General features: G+C 72.6%; 18 protein-coding genes. 9 read left to right on the top strand and 9 right to left on the bottom strand.

The window, feature by feature from the left end:
* Positions 1–15 precede the first annotated feature (15 nt).
* Entirely contained in the window at positions 16–1,008 is a 993-nt protein-coding gene (locus SNA_RS15410; protein WP_030073528.1) for a zinc-dependent alcohol dehydrogenase family protein, read from the top strand.
* 12 nt (positions 1,009–1,020) lie between these two features.
* On the opposite strand, the gene SNA_RS15405 is transcribed toward SNA_RS15410, so the two are convergent.
* The 4 genes from SNA_RS15405 to SNA_RS15390 form a co-directional block, all read right to left on the bottom strand.
* A complete protein-coding gene (locus SNA_RS15405) occupies positions 1,021–2,028 on the bottom strand; it encodes a winged helix-turn-helix domain-containing protein (protein ID WP_044365441.1) in 1,008 nt (335 codons plus the stop codon).
* Between the two features lie 117 nt (positions 2,029–2,145).
* On the bottom strand, positions 2,146–2,652 hold the full coding sequence (locus SNA_RS15400) for an NUDIX hydrolase (protein WP_030073525.1): 507 nt from the start codon (positions 2,650–2,652) through the stop codon (positions 2,146–2,148).
* Positions 2,649–4,190: an ATP-dependent DNA ligase gene (locus tag SNA_RS15395; protein ID WP_044365439.1), complete on the bottom strand. Its 1,542-nt coding sequence runs from the start codon at positions 4,188–4,190 to the stop codon at positions 2,649–2,651. Before SNA_RS15395 ends, SNA_RS15400 begins: the two co-directional genes overlap by 4 nt.
* 61 nt (positions 4,191–4,251) lie before the next feature.
* Positions 4,252–5,274: a hypothetical protein gene (locus tag SNA_RS15390; protein ID WP_241779666.1), complete on the bottom strand. Its 1,023-nt coding sequence runs from the start codon at positions 5,272–5,274 to the stop codon at positions 4,252–4,254.
* Positions 5,275–5,480: 206 nt separating this feature from the next.
* On the opposite strand from SNA_RS15390, the gene SNA_RS15385 reads away from it, so the two are divergent.
* Entirely contained in the window at positions 5,481–5,765 is a 285-nt protein-coding gene (locus SNA_RS15385; RefSeq protein ID WP_030073520.1) for a putative quinol monooxygenase, read from the top strand.
* Between the two features lie 47 nt (positions 5,766–5,812).
* The gene (locus SNA_RS15380; protein ID WP_078969932.1) at positions 5,813–6,484 is read left to right on the top strand and encodes a histone deacetylase; all 672 of its coding nucleotides are present in this window, start codon (positions 5,813–5,815) and stop codon (positions 6,482–6,484) included.
* On the opposite strand, the gene SNA_RS15375 is transcribed toward SNA_RS15380, so the two are convergent.
* Complete coding sequence (locus tag SNA_RS15375) at positions 6,381–7,271, bottom strand: HAD-IIA family hydrolase (protein ID WP_044365436.1); 891 nt, start codon at positions 7,269–7,271, stop codon at positions 6,381–6,383. The two genes, SNA_RS15380 and SNA_RS15375, sit on opposite strands and share 104 nt — an antisense overlap.
* Positions 7,272–7,474: 203 nt before the next feature.
* Here SNA_RS15375 and SNA_RS15370 point away from each other — a divergent pair, with 203 nt between their 5' ends.
* Positions 7,475–8,782 carry a phosphoribosyltransferase gene (locus SNA_RS15370; protein ID WP_044365434.1) on the top strand — a complete coding sequence of 436 codons (1,308 nt, stop codon included), beginning with the start codon at positions 7,475–7,477 and terminating at the stop codon, positions 8,780–8,782.
* Positions 8,783–8,949: 167 nt separating this feature from the next.
* Positions 8,950–9,543 (top strand): hypothetical protein, encoded by a 594-nt coding sequence (locus SNA_RS43205; RefSeq protein ID WP_198535041.1) that lies wholly within the window; start codon positions 8,950–8,952, stop codon positions 9,541–9,543.
* A gap of 113 nt (positions 9,544–9,656) precedes the next feature.
* On the opposite strand, the gene SNA_RS15360 is transcribed toward SNA_RS43205, so the two are convergent.
* Positions 9,657–9,950: a hypothetical protein gene (locus tag SNA_RS15360; RefSeq protein ID WP_037794107.1), complete on the bottom strand. Its 294-nt coding sequence runs from the start codon at positions 9,948–9,950 to the stop codon at positions 9,657–9,659.
* Positions 9,951–10,113: 163 nt separating this feature from the next.
* Positions 10,114–11,343 (bottom strand): cytochrome P450, encoded by a 1,230-nt coding sequence (locus tag SNA_RS15355; protein ID WP_030072641.1) that lies wholly within the window; start codon positions 11,341–11,343, stop codon positions 10,114–10,116.
* 393 nt (positions 11,344–11,736) lie between these two features.
* Between SNA_RS15355 and SNA_RS15350 the strand changes: the two genes are divergently transcribed.
* Together SNA_RS15350 and SNA_RS15345 are read left to right on the top strand one after the other, a co-directional pair.
* Positions 11,737–12,468 carry a TetR/AcrR family transcriptional regulator gene (locus SNA_RS15350; RefSeq protein WP_030072639.1) on the top strand — a complete coding sequence of 244 codons (732 nt, stop codon included), beginning with the start codon at positions 11,737–11,739 and terminating at the stop codon, positions 12,466–12,468.
* A 29-nt stretch (positions 12,469–12,497) separates the two neighbouring features.
* The gene (locus tag SNA_RS15345) at positions 12,498–13,835 is read left to right on the top strand and encodes a cytochrome P450 family protein (RefSeq protein ID WP_198535040.1); all 1,338 of its coding nucleotides are present in this window, start codon (positions 12,498–12,500) and stop codon (positions 13,833–13,835) included.
* A 103-nt stretch (positions 13,836–13,938) separates the two neighbouring features.
* On the opposite strand, the gene SNA_RS15340 is transcribed toward SNA_RS15345, so the two are convergent.
* On the bottom strand, positions 13,939–14,772 hold the full coding sequence (locus tag SNA_RS15340) for an undecaprenyl-diphosphate phosphatase (protein ID WP_030072635.1): 834 nt from the start codon (positions 14,770–14,772) through the stop codon (positions 13,939–13,941).
* 319 nt (positions 14,773–15,091) lie between these two features.
* On the bottom strand, positions 15,092–16,480 hold the full coding sequence (locus SNA_RS15335; RefSeq protein WP_052808920.1) for an aldehyde dehydrogenase family protein: 1,389 nt from the start codon (positions 16,478–16,480) through the stop codon (positions 15,092–15,094).
* A 454-nt stretch (positions 16,481–16,934) separates the two neighbouring features.
* Between SNA_RS15335 and SNA_RS15330 the strand changes: the two genes are divergently transcribed.
* Both SNA_RS15330 and SNA_RS15325 read left to right on the top strand, forming a co-directional pair.
* On the top strand, positions 16,935–17,489 hold the full coding sequence (locus SNA_RS15330) for an RNA polymerase sigma factor (RefSeq protein ID WP_241779665.1): 555 nt from the start codon (positions 16,935–16,937) through the stop codon (positions 17,487–17,489).
* Positions 17,486–18,292, top strand: coding sequence for an MGMT family protein (locus SNA_RS15325; protein ID WP_241779664.1), 807 nt, complete (start codon positions 17,486–17,488; stop codon positions 18,290–18,292). The genes SNA_RS15330 and SNA_RS15325 overlap by 4 nt, the downstream gene beginning before the upstream one ends.
* Positions 18,293–18,297: the final 5 nt, after the last annotated feature.

Raw genomic sequence — 18,297 nt, 5'->3', positions numbered from 1 at the left:
GATCGGAGTCGTGACATGAAAGCCGCAGTGATCAGCGCCCCCGGGAAGGTCGAGGTCACCACCGTCGACGATCCCTCCCCCGGCCCCCGCGAGGTGGTGGTCGCGGTCGCCTCCTGCGGGCTGTGCGGCACCGATCTGCACATCCTCCAGGGCGAGTTCGCGCCCACCCTGCCGGTCGTCCCGGGCCATGAGTTCGCCGGTACGGTCGTCGCCACCGGCAGTGCGGTCACCGAACTGGCCGAGGGCGACCGGGTGGCCGTCGACCCGTCCCTGTACTGCTACGAGTGCCACTACTGCCGCACCGGCCGCAACAATCTCTGTGAACGCTGGGCCGCGATCGGGGTGACCACGGCGGGCGGCGCCGCCGAGTTCGCGGTGGCCCCCGTCGCCAACTGCATCAAGCTGCCCGACCACATCCGCACCGAGGACGCGGCCCTGATCGAACCGCTCTCCTGCGCCGTACGCGGCTATGACATCCTGCGCTCCCAGCAGCTGGGCACCCATGTCCTGATCTACGGCTCGGGGACGATGGGCCTGATGATGCTCGAACTCGCCAAGCGCACCGGTGCGGCGGGCGTGGACGTGGTCGACATCAATCCGGACCGGCTGGCCACCGCCCGCACCCTGGGGTGCAGCACCGCGGCCGCCTCCGCCGACGAGATCGACCGCCCCCGCGGCTGGGACGTGGTCATCGACGCCACCGGCAATCAGCACGCCATCCAGGACGCGCTGGGCCGGGTCGGCAAGGGCGGCACCTTCCTCCAGTTCGGGGTGGCCGACTACGCGGCCCGCGCCGTCATCGAGCCGTACCGCATCTACAACCAGGAGATCACCATCACCGGCTCGATGGCCGTCCTGCACAGCTTCGAGCGCGCCGCCGAGCTGTTCGCGACGGGTGTGGTGGATCCGCAGGTGTTCATCAGCGACCGGCTGCCACTGACCGAGTACGGGGCGGCGCTGGACCGCTTCCGGGCCGGGCAGGGCCGCAAGATCCAGGTCCTGCCCTGAGCGGCAGCGGGGTCACGGCGCTTTGACGGGCGCCAGTTCGCCGTGCAGCAGCGCCGCGCCCAGCGGTGTGAGCGCATGGACGACGCAGCAGCCCTCGCGACGGCTGTGGGCCAGACCGGCCTCGCGCAGGGCGCTGACGTGCTCGCTGGCCGAGGGTGCGGAAACCCTCAGCCGGCGGGCCAGTTCGCCCGTGGTGGCGGGTGCGTCGAGGGCGGCGAGCACCCGGGCGCGGGTGCGGCCGAGCAGCGCGGACAGGGCCTGCGGATGGCAGGCGCGAGTGGTGGCGGGCGCCCAGCCGGCGGTGTGCTCCACCGGGTAGACCAGGACGGGTGGCAGCTCCGGGTCGGCGAGCGCTATCGGACGGCGCCAGCAGAAGTGGGACGGGATCAGCCGCAGTCCGCGTCCGTGCAGCCGCAGATCGCGGTCGCAGGGGTAGTCGACGGACAGCACCGGCGGCTCCCACCGAAGGTGCGGGCGGAAGGAGTGGAGCATGGCGTCGACGCCGCCGTGGCACAGGGCGCGGGTGCGGGCCGCCCGGTCGCGGTCGGCGGTGGCGGCCGCCTGCGTCCAGCCGGGGGCGATCACCGCGCGGTGCACCTCCTGGAAGGCGGCGGCCAGTTCGTCCAGCGGCTGCCGGCTTCCCTCGGCCACCGCTTCCGTCCAGCGCGGCAGCCGGGCCGCGCTCCCGGCCCGGCGCAGCTCCGCGGTCAGCCGGGTCCTGGGGGTCTCGCGCAGGGCCCGCAGCCCCGCCGCCAGGCCGTCGCGGGAGGCATCGGGCGTCAGGAAGTCCGGGAAGTAACCGGCGGCCGGGGCCAGCGCGTTGATCAGCCGGGCGGGGCGGGCCAGTTGGCGCTCGGCCAGCTCGCCCAGGGCGCGGGCCCGCCAGGCGGCGAAGACCGGCACGCCGCCGCCCGGCGCCGTCAGATGATGCAGCGCCAGCACCGTTTCCCACAGCGGATCCGGTCCGGACGCGATCTGTACGCGTGCGATGTCCCGGTCATCGAAATGAATGCGCAACATGCGGCCCCCGCAGCATGCTCATGACCCCGTTCCCAGAGCCCCCCGTCGTTCCCCGCCCACAGATTGCCCGGCCGGTCGGGGGGTGTCCAGCGCGGGCCGTGCCCAAGGGTGGCGCGTTCAGTCGGCGTCCCCGCCGGGCCGTTCGGTTCCGGCGGCGCCTGTGCCGAGCCGTTCGGCCAGCCGCTCCAGGAACGCCCGCTGCCCCTTCACCAGCCGCTCCGCCGCCTCCTGCGGGGTCCACCACGCCACCCGGTCGATCTCCGGGAAGCTGCGGAGCCTCCCCGAGCCCCTCGGCCACTCCATCTCGAAGGTGCCGGGCACCACGCGCTGCGGATCGAGATCGCTCTCGACGGCCCAGACGGTCACGACCTTGCCGCCCGCCTGACGGACGTCGCCCAGCGGAAGGTAGCGCCCGTCCGGCGGCTCCAGCCCCAGCTCCTCCGCGAACTCCCGCCGGGCCGCGTCCCGCGCCTCCTCCGGCGCTACGTACTCGCCCTTGGGCACCGACCAGGCCCCCGCGTCCCAGCGGGCCCACAGCGGCCCGCCCATATGCGCCAGCAGCACTTCGAGGCCGCGCGGGCCGCTGCGGTACAGCAGCAGCCCGGCGCTCCGCTTGGCCGTCACGGCCGCCGCCCCTGCGCCAGCACCGTCTCCACGGTGTCCGCCTCCGCCGCCGTCTTGTCCTCCCGATAGCGCAGCACCCGGGCGAAGCGCAGGGTGACGCCCGCCGGATAGCGCGTGGACGTCTGGAGTCCGTCATGGGCGACCTCGACGACCAGCTCCGGCCGTACGGTGACGACGGCGCCGCGCCGTGCCACCGCCAGTTCCAGGAGCCGCTCGGTCTGCCAGGCGAGGGTGGCGTCGGTCAGGCCCTTGAACGTCTTGCCGAGCATGACGAAGCCGCCGTCCGGGCCGCGGGCCCCGAGGTGGAGGTTGGAGAGCTTGCCGGTGCGGCGGCCGTGGCCCCATTCCGCCGCCAGGACCACCAGGTCGAGGGTGTGCACCGGCTTCACCTTGAGCCAGGAGGCGCCGCGGCGGCCCGCGCTGTACGGGGCGTTCAGGGCCTTGACGACCACGCCCTCGTGGCCGTCGCGCAGGGTGCGCAGCCAGAACTCCTCGGCGGCGGCGCGGGCCCCGTCGTCCTCCGGGTCGGCCACCACCTGGCGGCGCACCCGTACGTCCGCCGGGGCCAGTCGCGCCAGCCGTGCATGCCGTTCGGCGCCCGGCAGTTCCAGCAGGTCGCGGTCGTCGAGCGCGAGCAGATCGAAGAAGACGGGCAAGAGCGGCAGCGCGGCCTGCGCGGCGGTGACGTCGACCCGCGAGCCGAAGCGTCCGGCGACCCGCTGGAAGGGCACCGGCCGCCCGTCGTCGTCCAGGGCGATCACCTCGCCGTCCAGGATGAAGCGCGCGGCGGGCAGCGAACGGGCGACGGCGCCGACTTCGGGGAGGCGGGCGGTGACCTCGTCCAGGGTGCGGGTGTAGATCCGTACGTCGTCGCCGTCGCGGTGGACCTGCACCCGGATGCCGTCCAGTTTCTGCTCGACGGCGCAGGGGCCGAGCCGGTCGATGGCCTCGGCCACCGAGGCGGCGCTGTGCGCGAGCATCGGTCCGACGGGCCGGCCGACCGTGAGCCGGAATCCGGCCGGCGCCGGCGGCCCCTCGGCCAGCAGCGCCCGCGCGACGTCCGGCAGCGATCCGGCCAGCATCACGGCCCGCCGTACGTCCGCCGCGGGCACCTGTGTCGCCGCCGCGAGCCCTTCGACGGCCAGGGCGTCCAGCGCCCCCTGCCGCACCTCCCCGGTCAGCAGCCCGAACAGGAACCGCTGCTCCTGCTCGGTGGCCGCGGCCAGCAGCTCCCGCACCCGCCGCCTGCGCTCGCCCTGCGCCCCGGCGCCGGCCACCCGGGCCAGGCCGGTCAGCGCGGCGTCCACCTCGCGCACGGTGAGCGTGGCCCGCTCCGCCGGCGGCACCGGCTCGCGCAGCACGCTCCAGCCGACGCCGATCCGGCCCTGCGGCAGCCGCCCGGCCAGATACGGGATGACGACCGGCACGTCCGGCGGTTCGGCGGCCCGGAACAGCCCGGCCAGCAGCGCGATCTTCCGGTTGCGCGCCGTGGTCGCGGCGACCTCCGCGGAGACCCGGGCGAGATCGGCCAGCAACATACGCTCATCGTGCCCCCGCGGCGCCGCCGCCGCGCGCCGGCCTGCCGTCGCCCCCACCCCCTCACTCGTACATGACGTACTCCGGCCGCGGCGTGAGCGCCAGGACCTCTTTCGGGGTCATCAGCCGGCTGCCCTTGGCGTCCTCCTCGTAGAACAGCTTGAAGCCGCTGTGTACGCCGTCCGGCAGCTGTGACACGAGCCTGCGCCAGGTGCCCCGCTTCAGGCCCGGTGAGCCGATCCCGTCGACGCTTTTGATCAGCGCCACGCCCGGCTGCGGCCGCAGTGCCGCCTCGTCGTGCAGCACGGAGGGGGCGACCTGATGGAAGACCAGCGGTTTCGTCGGCAGGTCGTGGCGCTCGACGAGCCGGGAGAGCCAGCGGGCGACGGCGGTCAGTTCCTGCCCGCTGGTGTGCCCGAAGGTCCGGCCGGGTATCTCCCCCGGCCCCATCTCCCATTCGGGATCGAGCGCGATCCCGACATCAGGATGGACCAGCCATCCGCGCAGCGCCTTCACCTCGTCCAGGGGCGCGGCGCGGCCCGGCTGGATGTTCAGCAGGAGCAGGGCGCGCCGGGCCCGGGCGAGTTGATGAAAGCGGCGGATCGTGGCGGCCGGGGTGCGGGAGCGGTAGCGGCCGTCGGGGCCCGCGGTGGCGTTGGCGACCACCGCCAGCAGTTCCAGTACGGGCAGGGGCTCGCGCCCCGCGGCGTAGGTGTGCGCCACCTTCTCGATCTCGGCGGCGCGGGCGCGGGGGTCGCCGATCCCCAGCCGTCCGAGCGCCGCCGCACCGGGCAGGCCGCAGAATCCTATGAGCCGGTGACGTGGGAACAACTCCCGGCCGCCACGCGGTAGTTCGGGGCGGTGGCGGGCCGGTCGGGTGGCCGGGGAGGAGGGGGAGGGAGAGGGGGATATGGAGGACGGCGGGGTCGAGTGGTGCGGCGTGGTCGGCCCGCCGGGCTCGGGTGACCTCGCGGGCGGCGGCGCGCCGTTCGCCGCGTCATGGGACCGCGCGGCCGATTCACCGCATGCCGCGAGGAGTCCGATGCCCGCCGCCGCCCCGACCGCAAGGACCCCGCGACGGCTCACCTTTTCCGCGCTCACCTTTTCCGCGCTCTTCTTTTCCGTCCTCGCCACCCTGTCCGCCCTGTTCATTACGCTGCCTCCGTCCGTGGTCGCACCGCCCCGCACCGCCCGTCTCTCCACCCCGTACCCCGCAAAACCGCGGAGTAGGTGGAGTTGGCGGAGAATGGTTCCACCTATGAGAAAAATGCGAGCAATGAGGGGAATTCGACGTGATCATCGTGTCCGGTTGGCTTCAGGTCGCACCGAGCCGGCGTACGGAGTTTCTGTCCGGGTGCCGGGAGGTGGTCGAACAGGCGCGGGCCGCGGACGGCTGTCTGGATTTCGCGCTCTCCGCGGATGTGCTGGAGCCGGGCCGTATCAATGTCTATGAACGGTGGGCCTCGGACGCGCAGCTGATGGCCTTCCGCGGCGCGGGGCCGGATCCCGACCATGCGGCGAAGATCCTCGCCTCCGAGGTGTCGCGCTATCGCGTTTCCGCCGCGGAAGCGGCCTGACCGTGGCGGCGCACACCCGCGTCTGGTACGCGGCCTACGGCTCCAACATGCATCTCGACCGGCTCACCGCCTATCTGGCGGGCGGTCGGCCGGAGGGCGGACTGCGCAGCCATCCCGGCTGCCGGGACCCCCGTCCACCCGCGCACTCCCAGCCGGTCATCCTGCCGGGACTGCTCTACTTCGCCACCGAATCCCCGGCGTGGACCGGCGGCCGGGCCTTCTACGACCCGGATGTGGACGCCCAACTTCCCGCCTGTGCACATCTCCTGACACTTGGTCAGTTCTCCGATATCGCGGCCCAGGAGATGTACCGCGCCCCCGGCGAGGACCTCGACCTGACGGAGGTGCTCCGGCGGGGACGGGCGCGGCTGGGCCCCGGCCGCTACGAGACCCTGGTGCACACCGGTGACGTGGACGGCCGGCCCGTACTGACCTTCACGGCCCCCTGGAGCAGCTCCGACATCCCGCTGAACGCCCCCTCCGCCGCCTATCTCCACCACATCGCGACGGGCATCGTCGCCGCACACGGCTGGAGCGCACGGCGGGCGGCCGAGTATCTGGCCGGGTGCCCGGGGGCGGCGGGCCGGTGGTCGGTATCGGCCATCGAGACGCTGGTCAGCGAGGGTGGGGCGGCCCGTCCGGGGACGTATCGTCCGCCGTCGTACCGGGAACAACGGGGAGCCCCAGCAGATCAGGCAGATCGGCGAAGGAGCCGATGACGTGGTCGGGGGTCCCCTCGGCCGCCCGATGTGTCTCGGGCAGATATTTGCCGGTCCTGACGAGCACCCCGGTGATCCCGCAGCGCTGGGCCGCCAGTACGTCCGACTCGATGTCGTCGCCCACCATCAGCGCCTCCTCCGGCGCCACGCCGAGGTGTGCCAGGGCGGTGGCGAAGAACGTCCCGGCCGGTTTGCCGGTGACCTCCGCCTCGGTGCGGGCGGCCCGTTCCAGGCCCAGGAGAAAAGCCCCGGTGTCGAGGTCGAGCCCCTGCGCCGTACGCCAGTACAGATTGCGGTGCATGGCCACCAGCCGCGCCCCGCCCTGGAGATGACGGAAGGCGGTATTGAGCGCCGCATAGCCGAATTCGGGGCCCGCCCCGCCGAAGACGACCACGTCCACGGTCCCGTCCGCGCCCTTCCCGTCCGCGCCCCTCTCGTTCCCACCGTCCTCGACGAAGGTCACGCCCGCCAGATCGTCGCGCACCTCACCGGAGTTGAGCAGCAGACAGCGCGCACCGGGGTGGTGCTCGCGCAGATATCCGGCGGTGACGGCGGGTGCGGTCAGGATGTCGTCTGCGTCGATCCCGAAGCCGGCCTCGGTCAGCCGTGCGGCGATGGCGGCGCGGGTGCGCGAGGTGGTGTTGGTGACCAGCGCCAGCGGCAGTCCGGCGACGCGCAGCCGCGCCATGGCCGCCGCGGCGCCGGGCAGCGGCTTCCAGGAGACGGTGAGCACCCCGTCGATATCGATCAGGGCGCCCCGGACGCGCCCCGGGCCCTTGCGTTCCATACGCGTCACCTTCCCTCGCCTCCGTACCCGCCGCACCTCCTTGGCCCCGGACCGGCGACTGCCGTCGTCGCGGACCGGGTGCTACGGGCGGTCGACGGGTGGAAACGGTGCGTGCGCCCGACTTGCGAAACCCGCTCGGACGGTGTTGTTTCGAAAGAGGTGTGGACGTGGCTTCTGTCTCCCCTGGGTAGGGGGTGCCCACTGTGCTGTTCACCGATCGCACGGATGCGGGGCACCGCCTTGCCGAAGCGCTCCGCCATCTCGCCGGGGAAGATCCTCTCGTGCTCGGCCTGCCCCGCGGCGGCGTCCCGGTCGCCTACCAGGTGGCCCTGGCCCTCGGCGCCCCCCTCGATGTGATCGTGGTCCGCAAGCTCGGCGTCCCGTACCACCGTGAGCTGGGCTTCGGCGCCATCGGCGAGGGCGGGGTACGGGTGATCAGCGACGATATCGTCCGTCGCGGCCGGATCCGGCAGGCGGACCTCCAGGCCGTCGAACGCGCCGAGGAGACCGAGCTGGTACGCCAGGCGCGCCGTTTCCGCGCCGGCCGGCAGCGGCTGTCCCTCAAGGGCCGCACCGCCGTCCTGGTGGACGACGGGATCGCCACCGGGTCCACGGCGGCGGCCGCCTGCGAGGTCGTACGGGCGCAGGGCGCGGCCCGGGTGGTGCTGGCCGTGCCGGTGGCGCCGCCGGATGCGGCCGCCTGGCTGCGCACCCAGGCCGACGAGGTGGTGTGCCTGTCCACCCCGGCGTCGTTCTCCGCGGTCGGCGAGTGGTACCAGGACTTCTCCCAGACCCCCGACGAGGAGGTCATCGCGCTGCTGACCGAGGCGGCGGCCCGCCCGGTGTCCGACCGGCCGGCTCCGGTCCACGGCTCCGGTATCACCGAGCCGGTGGAGGTGGATGCGGACGGCGTACGGCTGACCGGGGACCTCACCCTCCCGGAAGGCGCCGAGGCGGTGGTGATGTTCGCCCACGGCTCGGGCAGCAGCCGGCACAGCCCCCGTAACCGGATGGTGGCCGGGGTGCTGAACCGGGCCGGTCTGGGCACCCTCCTCTTCGACCTGCTCACCCCGCCCGAGGAAGCCGATCGGGCGAATGTCTTCGACATCGAGACCCTGGCCGGGCGGCTGGCCGACGCCACCCGCTGGCTGCACGGCCGAGTGGCCCTCCCGATCGGCTACTTCGGCGCGAGCACCGGGGCCGCGGCCGCACTGCGCGCCGCCGCGGCCGCCGATGTCGACGTCGGCGCGGTGGTCTCCCGCGGCGGCCGCCCCGACCTCGCCGGGCCGCATCTCGTCGAGGTACGGGCGCCCACGCTGCTGATAGTCGGCGGTGCCGACGCCCTGGTCCTCGATCTCAACCGGCAGGCCATGGAGGAACTGCGCTGCGAGAACCAGCTCGAGGTCGTCCCCCATGCCACCCATCTCTTCGAGGAGCCGGGGGCGCTGGACGCGGTCGCCGATCTGGCGCAGGACTGGTTCACCCGGCATCTCGCCCCGCAGGTGGAATAGGCGCTCCGGACAGCCGTCGGTACAGCCGTGCGGACAGCCGCCGGCGTCACCCGGCCGGGCGGCTCCGACGTCCTCACACGATCGGCCGAGATCGCGTTTGGGGCCGGGTCGGCGAGGTGATCCCTGGAAGGGCCGGTATGACAATACGACCCTCTAGAGGAGTACATATGCGTATCCGCACGACACTTGCCACCTGCGCGCTGGCCGCCTCCACCGTCCTCGGCGGCGCCACCGCGGCCCTCGCCGACAGCGACCACGACCAGCAGGGCCACCGCCCCCACGCGGGCCACCAGGCCGCCATCGACCACAGTGTCCGCCACGACTGCCGCATCTACAAAGAGTCCCTCAACGGCAAGGTGACCTACAGCGAAGGCTGTTCGGACAATGACAACGGGGACGGGCACGGCCGTGGCGACGGCCGTGGCAATGGCGGCGGCGGAGGCAGGGGCGACGGCCGCGGCAACGGAGGCGGCGGGGGCGGGAGAGGCGACTGCGGCGGGGGCGGTGACGGCCACGGCAATGGCGGCGGGGGCTGCGGCGGCAGCGGCGGGGGCGGGGGTTACGGCGGCGGTGGTGGGGGCTACGGCGGCGGCGACGGCGGGGGCGGCGGCGGTGCGGGCTACAGCGGCCTCGGGAGCGAGGGCGGGGGCGGGGGCGGCGGCGGTGCGGGCGTCAGCGGCCTCGGGAGCGACGGCGCCCTCGGCAGCGACGGCGCCCTCGGCAGCGGCAACACCGGGGGCTACAGCGGCCTGGAACGGTAGTCCGACACAAGCCCGCCGGGCGGCCGCGACGGGGCACCGTGGCCGCCCGGCGCTCGGACGAAAGGGCGTCAGGAGAAGGCGGGGGAAGGCGGGGGACCGGCGGTCAGAGGCGCTCACTCCTGCCGGAACAGCTCCTTCATGGACGGCCGGGCCTCCTCGGCGTCCCGCATCGCCTCGACGACCGCCTGGTGGAAGTTGCGGCTCTCCTCTTCCGAGCCGCAGGGGACGGGGCTGCCGGCCATGGTGAACCAGTCCGTGGCACCGGTGTACTGCACTGCCACATGAGCCTGGCCCTCCGTCCAGGTCGTGTGCACGCTGAGGTCGCCATCGATCACACCGACCTCTTCGGTGCGCACCACACCGGGCCGTGCGTAGATCCCGATGGTGGTCCAAGATGCCCAGGTCATGACTCTCCCCCTAGGTGGCAGGGGGCACCGGCCGCCGGCAGCCGATGCGGTGCCTCAAGTCTGACACCGGACGGGCGGGGGCGCAGCGTATCGGCGGGGTGATCCGGAACGTGGCGGTCCGCGCGGGGCCGCCCCGCCCGCCGCTGGGTAGCGCTGAATACCGCTACCCACGGTCACCACGAGGCGTCAGCCGTACCGCCAGTCGCTTGGGCCCCCGGAGGAACACCCCTGCCTCGGCGGGAGCCGTACCGTCCGCGAAGACGATACCGGGGAAGGCGTCCAGCAGCTGGTTCACGCCGACCTCCACCTCGGCCCTGGCCAGCAGCGCGCCCACACAGAAGTGCCGTCCGAGCCCGAAGGCCACATGGTCGGCGGCGGCGCTGAAAGCATGGGCCGCCGATACCTCCGTACGGAAGAGGTCGAAGGTGTCGGGGCGGTCGTAGCGCCGCTCGTCACGGTTGGCGGCCCCGATCATGCAGATGAGGGTGGCGCCGGCCGGAACCGTGCCGCCGCTGAGGGTGACGTCCTCGGCGGGCTGCCGGATGATCATCTGGACCGGCGGGGTGTAGCGCAGGGTCTCGACGAAGGCGGCGACGACGAGGCCGCGGTCGGCCCGTACGGCGGCGAGCTGGTCGGGGTGGGCGAGCAGATTGCGGAAGATGCCGGCGAGGACCTTGTCCGTCGTCTCGCCGCCGGCCGAGAGCAGCAGGCTGACGAAGGCGGTGATGTCCTGGTCGTTCATCCGGGTGCCGTCGACCTCGGCGGTGCACAGGGTGGACAGCAGATCGTCCCCGGGTGCGGCGCGCCGCGCCCGGATGATCGGGTGGAGATACGCGGACAGCTCCCCGCTGACCCGCAGTCCGGCGGCGGTGATCTCCGGGTCCTGTGCGAGGTTGCCGAAGAAGTCGACGACCGTCTTGTACCAGGCGTGGAAGCGGTCGTGGTCGGCGCGGTCCAGGCCGAGCATGTCCACGATGACACGGATCGGGAAGCGGGTGGCGAAGGCGGCCACGAGGTCGGCCTCCGTGGCATCGCGGAAGTCGTCTATCAGGTCACGCGCGTTGCGCTCGATCACCGGCAGGAACTTCTCGCGCAGATCCCGCCCCCGGAAGGCGGGCGCCACCAGGGCGCGGCGCACGGCGTGCTCGTGGCCGCTCATCCGGAGCAGGGTCCGGCCACCGTGCACCGGCTCGATCTGCCACTCGTAGTGGTCAGTGGTGAACACCGGCTCCCGGAAGGCCCGTTGGACGTCCTCGTAGCGGGAGATCAGATAGCTTCCGGTGGCCGGGTCGTGGAGCAGCGGGTAGTGCTCCCGCAGGATGCGGTACGCGGAGTAGGGGTCGGCTTCGAATTCCGGGGAGAGGATGTCGGGCGGCTGCGGAATCGTGGTCACGAGGCGTCCTCGGCTTCCGTGAACGAGCCCGGGTCGGGCGGCGGTTCCTTGCGAACGGTGCGGTCGTCCAGGTACACGGGGGTGGCTTCCGGCACCCGGGGGTCCGTGCGGCGCCGTCCGACGCTAGGGCAGCGGGAGGGGCCGGTCCAGGGGCTCTCACCACGCCGCTTCTCATTCAACTGCGTTGCACAGCAGGTCAGTTGACTGCCGAGCATCTCCTCGTCGAAGGGCGCATTCGCCCGGCGCGCGGGAGCGAATGCGGGGCGCGTCCACCGTGAGCGAGTGGCCGGAAATCCCCCTGACGGCGGGCGTCCCGCTCCCCTAGTTTTGACCGTATGACCAGATCTGAAATCTGGTCATGAAGCCGCAGCCGAAGGGGAAGAGAAGCAGGTCGTGGCGCAGAAACAGCGTGGTGAACGCATCCTGGAGGCCGCTGGTGAGCTGCTGCTCGCCTGGGGCTACCGACGGGTGACCATCGACGAGATCGCCCGCCGGGCCGGGGTCGGCAAGGGCACGGTCTACCTCCACTGGAAGACCAAGGACGCCCTCCTCCTGGCCGTGGTGCTCCGCGCCAAAGCGCGCAGTCTGCACCGTCAGCTGGAGCGGATGCGTGCCGACCCGCTGGAGGTCCTGCCGAGCCGGATGATGTGCGGGCTCTATCTCGACTATCTGGACGACCCGGTGCTGCGCGCCCTGTACAGCGACGACTCCGACGTCCTCGGCCGCCTCAACGACACCGCCAAACAGGAGCTCGCGGAGCTGATGGCGCACGGCGACCGCATCCTGCGCCGCCATCTCGGCGTGCTGCGCGGGCACGGCCTGATGCGCGACGACGTCGAGGTCGCCCACCAGCACTACGCCATGATGGCGGTGACCGCCGGTTTCTTCATGACCGAAACGCTCCAGGCCGGTCCGCCGCTCCCGCCGGCGGTCCGCACCGGCATCCTCGCCCATACGCTCCGCGGCGTACTGGAGACCCCGGACGCCACGGAACACCACGACCCCGCCACCGCGGACGCCCACCGCGCGCCCGCTGTGGCCGCCGTCGCCCCCGAGATCATCGCGCTCTACGAGCAGTTGGAAGAGCTCAGCTCGGCGGAAATGCGACGGCAGCTGCGGGACTGACACCGACTCCCGACCCGGAGGACGCCACCATGTCCGTATCACCCACCACATCCCCCACACCCGACTCCCCCGACACGGGGGCGTCCCCCGCCCCACCCGCCAACCCCCTCGCCGTGCACGTGGGAAAGCACCCCGGCGAGCCGAATGTGATGGAACCGGCCCTGCTCGCCGACCCCGTCAAGGGCTACGGTGCCCTGCGCGAACAGGGCCGTGTCGTCCGCGGCCGCTTCATGGACGATTCGCCCGTGTGGATCGTGACGCGCTTCGACGACGTCCGCGAGGTCTTACGCGATCAGCGCTTCGTGAACAATCCGGCCGCGTCCCAGGGCGGTGCGGACGACGGACCGCTGGGCCGGCTGATGGAGACCATGGGGCTGCCCGACGAGTTCCGCCCCTATCTGCTCGGGTCGATCCTCAACAACGACGCCCCCGACCACACCCGGCTGCGCCGTCTGGTGTCCCGCGCCTTCACCGCACGCAAGATCACCGATCTGCGCCCGCGGGTGGAGCGGATCGCCGACGACCTGCTGGCCCGGCTGCCCGAGCACGCCGAGAACGGCGCCGTCGACCTCATCGAGCACTTCGCCTATCCCCTCCCCATCACCGTCATCTGCGAACTGGTCGGCATCCCGGAGGCGGACCGCCCGCAGTGGCGCGCCTGGGGCGCCGACCTCGTCTCGCTGGAACCGGGCGGTCTGGCCAGATCGCTCCCGGCGATGGTCGCGCACATCCACGAACTGATCCGGACGCGCCGCGCGTCGCTGACCGATGACCTGCTCAGCGAGCTGATACGGGCGCATGACGACGACGGCGGCCGGCTCAGCGACGTCGAGATGGTGACCATGGTCCTCACCCTGGTCCTGGCCGGTCACGAAACCACCGCCCACCTCATAGCCAACGGCACGGCCGCCCTGCTCACCCACCCCGACCAGCTGGCCCTGCTGAAGTCGGACCCGGCCCTGCTCCCGCGCGCCGTCCATGAACTGATGCGCTGGTGCGGACCGGTCCAGATGACCCAGCTGCGCTACGCCTCCGAGGACCTCGACCTCGCCGGGACCCCCGTCCGCAAGGGCGACTCCGTTCTCCTCACCCTGGTGGCGGCCAACTTCGACCCACGTCACTACGACGCCCCCGAACGCCTGGACCTCACCCGCCATCCGGCCGGCCACGCCGAGAACCACGTCGGCTTCGGCCACGGCATGCACTACTGCCTGGGTGCCACCCTCGCCCGCCAGGAAACCGAGGTCGCCCTGGGCAGACTGCTCGCGCACTACCCCGACGTCTCCCTGGCCGTCCGGCCCGACGACCTCGAACGCGCCCAACTTCCCGGCAACTGGCGCCTGATGGCACTGCCGCTGCGGCTGTAGTTGCCTCCGGTCGGCTCGCTTGTCCATGGCGGTGCCGCATAAAAGCGGGACCGGGCCGCCCGAAGGCGCGCCCGGTCCCGGCCGTGATCCGGTCGGCAGCCGGTCAGCTGATGATGCCCATGCCCAGCAGCCCGAACAGCAGGCCGCCGACGATGATCCGGTAGACCACGAAGGAGTTGAAGGAGTGCTTGGCCACGAACTTCAGCAGCCAGGCGATCGAGGCGTAGGCGACGACGAAGGAGACGACCGTGCCGACGGCGAGCGGGGCGATCGCGGCGCCCGAGCCGATGGCGTCCTTCAGTTCGTAGATGCCCGCACCGGTGAGCGCAGGGATGCCGAGGAAGAAGGACAGCCGGGTGGCCGCGACGCGTTCGAGGTCGAGGATGAGGGCGGTGGACATCGTCGCGCCGGAGCGGGAGAAGCCCGGGAAGAGCAGCGCGAGGATCTGTGAGCAGCCGACCCACATGGCGTCCTTGAGGGAGGTGTCGTCCTCGCCTCGCTTGTGGCGGCCCATCTGGTCCGCCGCCCACATCACGCCACTGCCGACGATCAGTGATCCGGCCACCACCCACAGGGAGGCGAGCGGGCCCTCGATCAGCGGCTTGGCGGCCAGGCCGACGACGACGATCGGGATGGTGGCGTAGATCACCCACCAGGCGAACTTGTAGTCGTGGTGGTAGCGCTCCTCACGGTTGCGCAGACCGCGGAACCAGGCGCCCACGATGCGCACGATGTCCTTGCCGAAGTAGACGAGCGCCGCGGCGATGGCGCCGACCTGGATCACGGCCGAGAAGCCGACGACGGCCTTGTCGTCGACGGAGATCCCCATCAGGCCCTCGGTGATCTTGAGGTGACCGGTGGAGGAGACAGGGAGGAATTCCGTCACCCCCTCGACTACACCGAGGACGAGGGCTTGGCCGATTGTGATCGCGCTCATGGGGTCCACTTCTGGGGAGGGTGCGAGCCGGTGATGCGTGCGGCGATCGTACCGGGACAGCGAAGGTCTACAACACTGTAGACGAAAACTGGGGGAAGCCGGACCGGGGCCAGCCCCCGGCCGCTCCCCTCCCGGGCCCCCGCCGCGACCCCCTGACCAGGCCAATTGCCCGTGCGGGGTGGCGGCCGGGGCCCTCGGCGCCGCCTGTACCGTCGCCGTGCTCAGCGCTCAGCGCTCCGAGGTCCGAGCTCTGTGCTCCGTGCTCTGCGCTCCGAGGTCCGTGCTCTGTGTTTCGTGCTCAGCGCTCGGCGCTCAGCGCTCAGCCGAGACCGGCGGACGGGCGCTGGAGGGCCTGGAGTGCCTGGCGGGGCGGGAGGCCCGAGCGGGGCGCGTCGTTCAGGGTGAGGTGCTCGGCGGGGAGGCCGGCGAACTGCGGCAGGAGCTGGGAGAAGCGGAGGCGGGTGAACATGGCGAGGTGCCGGTTGGCGTGCCGGGCCAGTTCCAGGACCTCCGGCCAGGCCGTGTAGCGGACCAGAAGGGCGAGCGGGGCGCGCGGGACGGGGGGAATGGGCGCGCCGTCCCAGCGGGACGCGGCCAGCACCACAGGGTGCCAGAGGGCGTCGGGTCGGGGGGCGAGCCGCTGCGGGTGGCCGAGCACGGGGCGGGCTCCACAGGCGCGGGCGGCCTGTGCCCAGGCGGCGCCGCGTTCGGCGTTGATCACGGGGAGCGCGGTGCGGCTGGCGGGGTGGGCCGCGTAGTGGAGCGCGGCCCGGGTGAAGGCGGTCTCGAACGGCGACCAGGTGCTCTGGTGGACGGCGATGAGCGAGGTGGCCGCGCAGGGCCGGCCGGCTCGCCCGAAGCAGGACGGTACGGCCGCCCGGACGGCCGCCGTGACGGAGGCGTCGTGCCGGACGACCAGCAGGCCCGGAGGCGCCAGGGTTTCGTCCTCCGGGCGAGGGGTGGCCGGACAGCACTGCGGGGCCCGCGCATCGGTGTGCTCGGTCAGCAGGGCGTGCAGGGCCCAGGCGGCGGCCGGGCTCCCCGGCAGCACGAACTGCCAGACGCCGTCCGGGAGTCCGGCGGCGCGGGCGTGCTGCGCCATCCGCAGCGCGGCCACCGCGGTCCGGGTGCTCAGCCGGGTGACGACGGCACTTCCGCACAGCAGGGCGGGCAGGGCGCCCTCCAGGAGGGACATCAGGGGGCGGGCGTCATCGGTGCAGGAGGTCACCACCGCGTGCCCCGGTCCGGACCGTGCGCCGGGGCGGCCGGTCAGGTGCGGCCGGGGCAGCCGGTAGCGGCGCAGATGCGCGCGGGCGGCGGCCTCGCAGACCGGGAAGTAGCGGTCGGCCGTGTGCAGTTCGGTGATCGTGTCCACGGAGCCGAGACCGCAGCCGTGCACCAGGGCGGGAAACAGTACGGCCTTCTCCGCCCGGAACCGGGCTCGCAGCTCCCGCAGCACACCGATGCGCCGCGACAACGGGGCGGTGTGCCACAGCTGTTGGGCGGCCCTCCCTCGCTCCACGGCCCGGTGGACGTCGGTGGGCACGGACGCCGGGATGGTGGCGAGCCGCCGCCCGGTGAAGGCGCTGGCCACCGGAGCGCGGTCGTCACCCCCCGAGGCAACCAGGCCGAGCGCCGCGGGGTCGGGGAGGTCCGCACACAGCTGCGCGGGGGGAGGAGGGGCCGAGGGGGTGGAGGAGGAGGTCATGCTGCCTGTTCTGGTCTTTTCCGGCGTGGGCTGATGATGGCGAAGCGGTGTGCACGAGGCGGTGTACAGCGGTGTACAGGTGCCATCGGTGTGTTAAGGGCGACCGGGCCCCGTGGATCACAGCCCTGAGCATGAATTCACCCGCCCGGCCGCCGACCGGACAGGTGAGGGGCCGTCGTCGCTGGTCATCGGCGTACGCCTGGGTGTGCGGCCGGGGGCGGTGACGGCGTGTGACCGGGGCCGGTGGCCGGGATGTGGCCGGGGCCGGTGGCAGGGTGTGGCCGGGGCCGGGGCCGTGGCCGGATGCTCGCCGCTCCCCCGCCCCTTGCCGGGTGCTTGTGCCCCGCCCACCCTGGCCCCGGGGACATCCCCTCCGCACGCCCATGCAACCATCCCGAGCCGGTCGGTGTTTTTCTCAGTGATGGACGAGACAGCCGAGCCACTCTGCGAACGCATGGCGACGGATCTGGACGACGGTTTCACCGAACTGGTCCGGGTCCACGCCTCAGCGGTCCATGCCTTCTTGCTCCGCATGACCGGAAACGCCGCGGAGGCGGACGACTTGGGCCAGGAGACATTCCTGCGTGCCTATACGGCGCTACAGGAGTACTCCGCGCAGCGGCGCCGTGCGCTGCGTCCCCGTGCGTGGCTGATGACGATCGCCGCGAACGTGTGGCGCAACCATGTGCGCACCTGCGTCCGCAGACCCGTCGCCGCCGTGAGCGTGGAGGAGTCCTGCGAAAGCTGGGCGGCCGAGGGACCGGGTCCGCAGGACCATGCGGACACGGTCGCCGACCGGGCGCTGCTGGTCGCGGCGCTCGCTCGATTACCCGAGCGGGCGCGGGTGGCGGTGGTGCTGCGGCATGTGGTCGGGATGAGCTACGCCGAGGTGGCCGAGGTGCAAGGGTGCCCGGTCGGTACGGTCAAGGCTCAGGTCTCCAGAGGGCTGAGCGTCCTGCGTGAAGTGCTGGAACCAGAAGTCGCGTTGCTGAGGGAGGTGACGATGTGAACCGAGGTGGGAAATGGACCCCGCAGCCGGAGAGCGGTGTGGAGGCTGCCCTGGCGGGGCTGATGGGTCCCGCTCCGGGTGACTTCGCGGCGCGGGTGCTGCACCGGGTGGGCATCCCGCGGGACCGCTACGACCTGTATCTGCATCTCGACGCGCCCGCCGGAGGACTGTACGTCGCGTACGGGACGGACGCCGTGACCGGCGCCGCGCTGGGCACGGCCCTGTCCGGTCCCCAGGCGTTCGAGGAGGCGCACCGCGCTCGTACGGGACGGAGCGCGATACCGACGACCAGGCCCCTGCCGGGGCTGCGGACCGCGCTGCGCACCGGGCGGGCCAGGGGGCTGGCGATCGACCTGCCGGAGCTCACCGAAGCCGAGCGGGCCGCGCTCGATGCCGTACGCACCATTCCGCGGGGGCAGTTGAGGCCGCTCGCCTGGGTCGCGCGGGAGGCCGCGCTGCCCGACAGTGCCGCCGTCACGGCCGCGCTGGTGGCCAATCCGGTGCCGCTGCTGATCCCCTGTCACCGGGTCACTTTTGACGACGGCGGACCGTGTGACCTGCGGTACGGGCCGATAGCGGGCGAGGCGTTGCGCCGTGCGGAAGGGGTGGACGAAGCGCTGGTGGGGCTGTCGCGGGCGGGGACGGTGTTCCTGGGCAGCGACACCACCCGGATCTACTGCCATCCGACCTGTGCCCATGCACGGCGGATCACCCCGGTGCACCAGGTGCCGTTCCGTTCGGCGCGGGATGCGCGGGCGGCGGGATACCGCGCCTGCAAGAGCTGCCGCCCGATAGCGGCGTAAGGCGC

The organism is Streptomyces natalensis ATCC 27448, assembly GCF_000935125.1.
Lineage (GTDB): Bacteria > Actinomycetota > Actinomycetes > Streptomycetales > Streptomycetaceae > Streptomyces > Streptomyces natalensis.
This window is presented reverse-complemented; position numbering and strand designations above follow the sequence as displayed.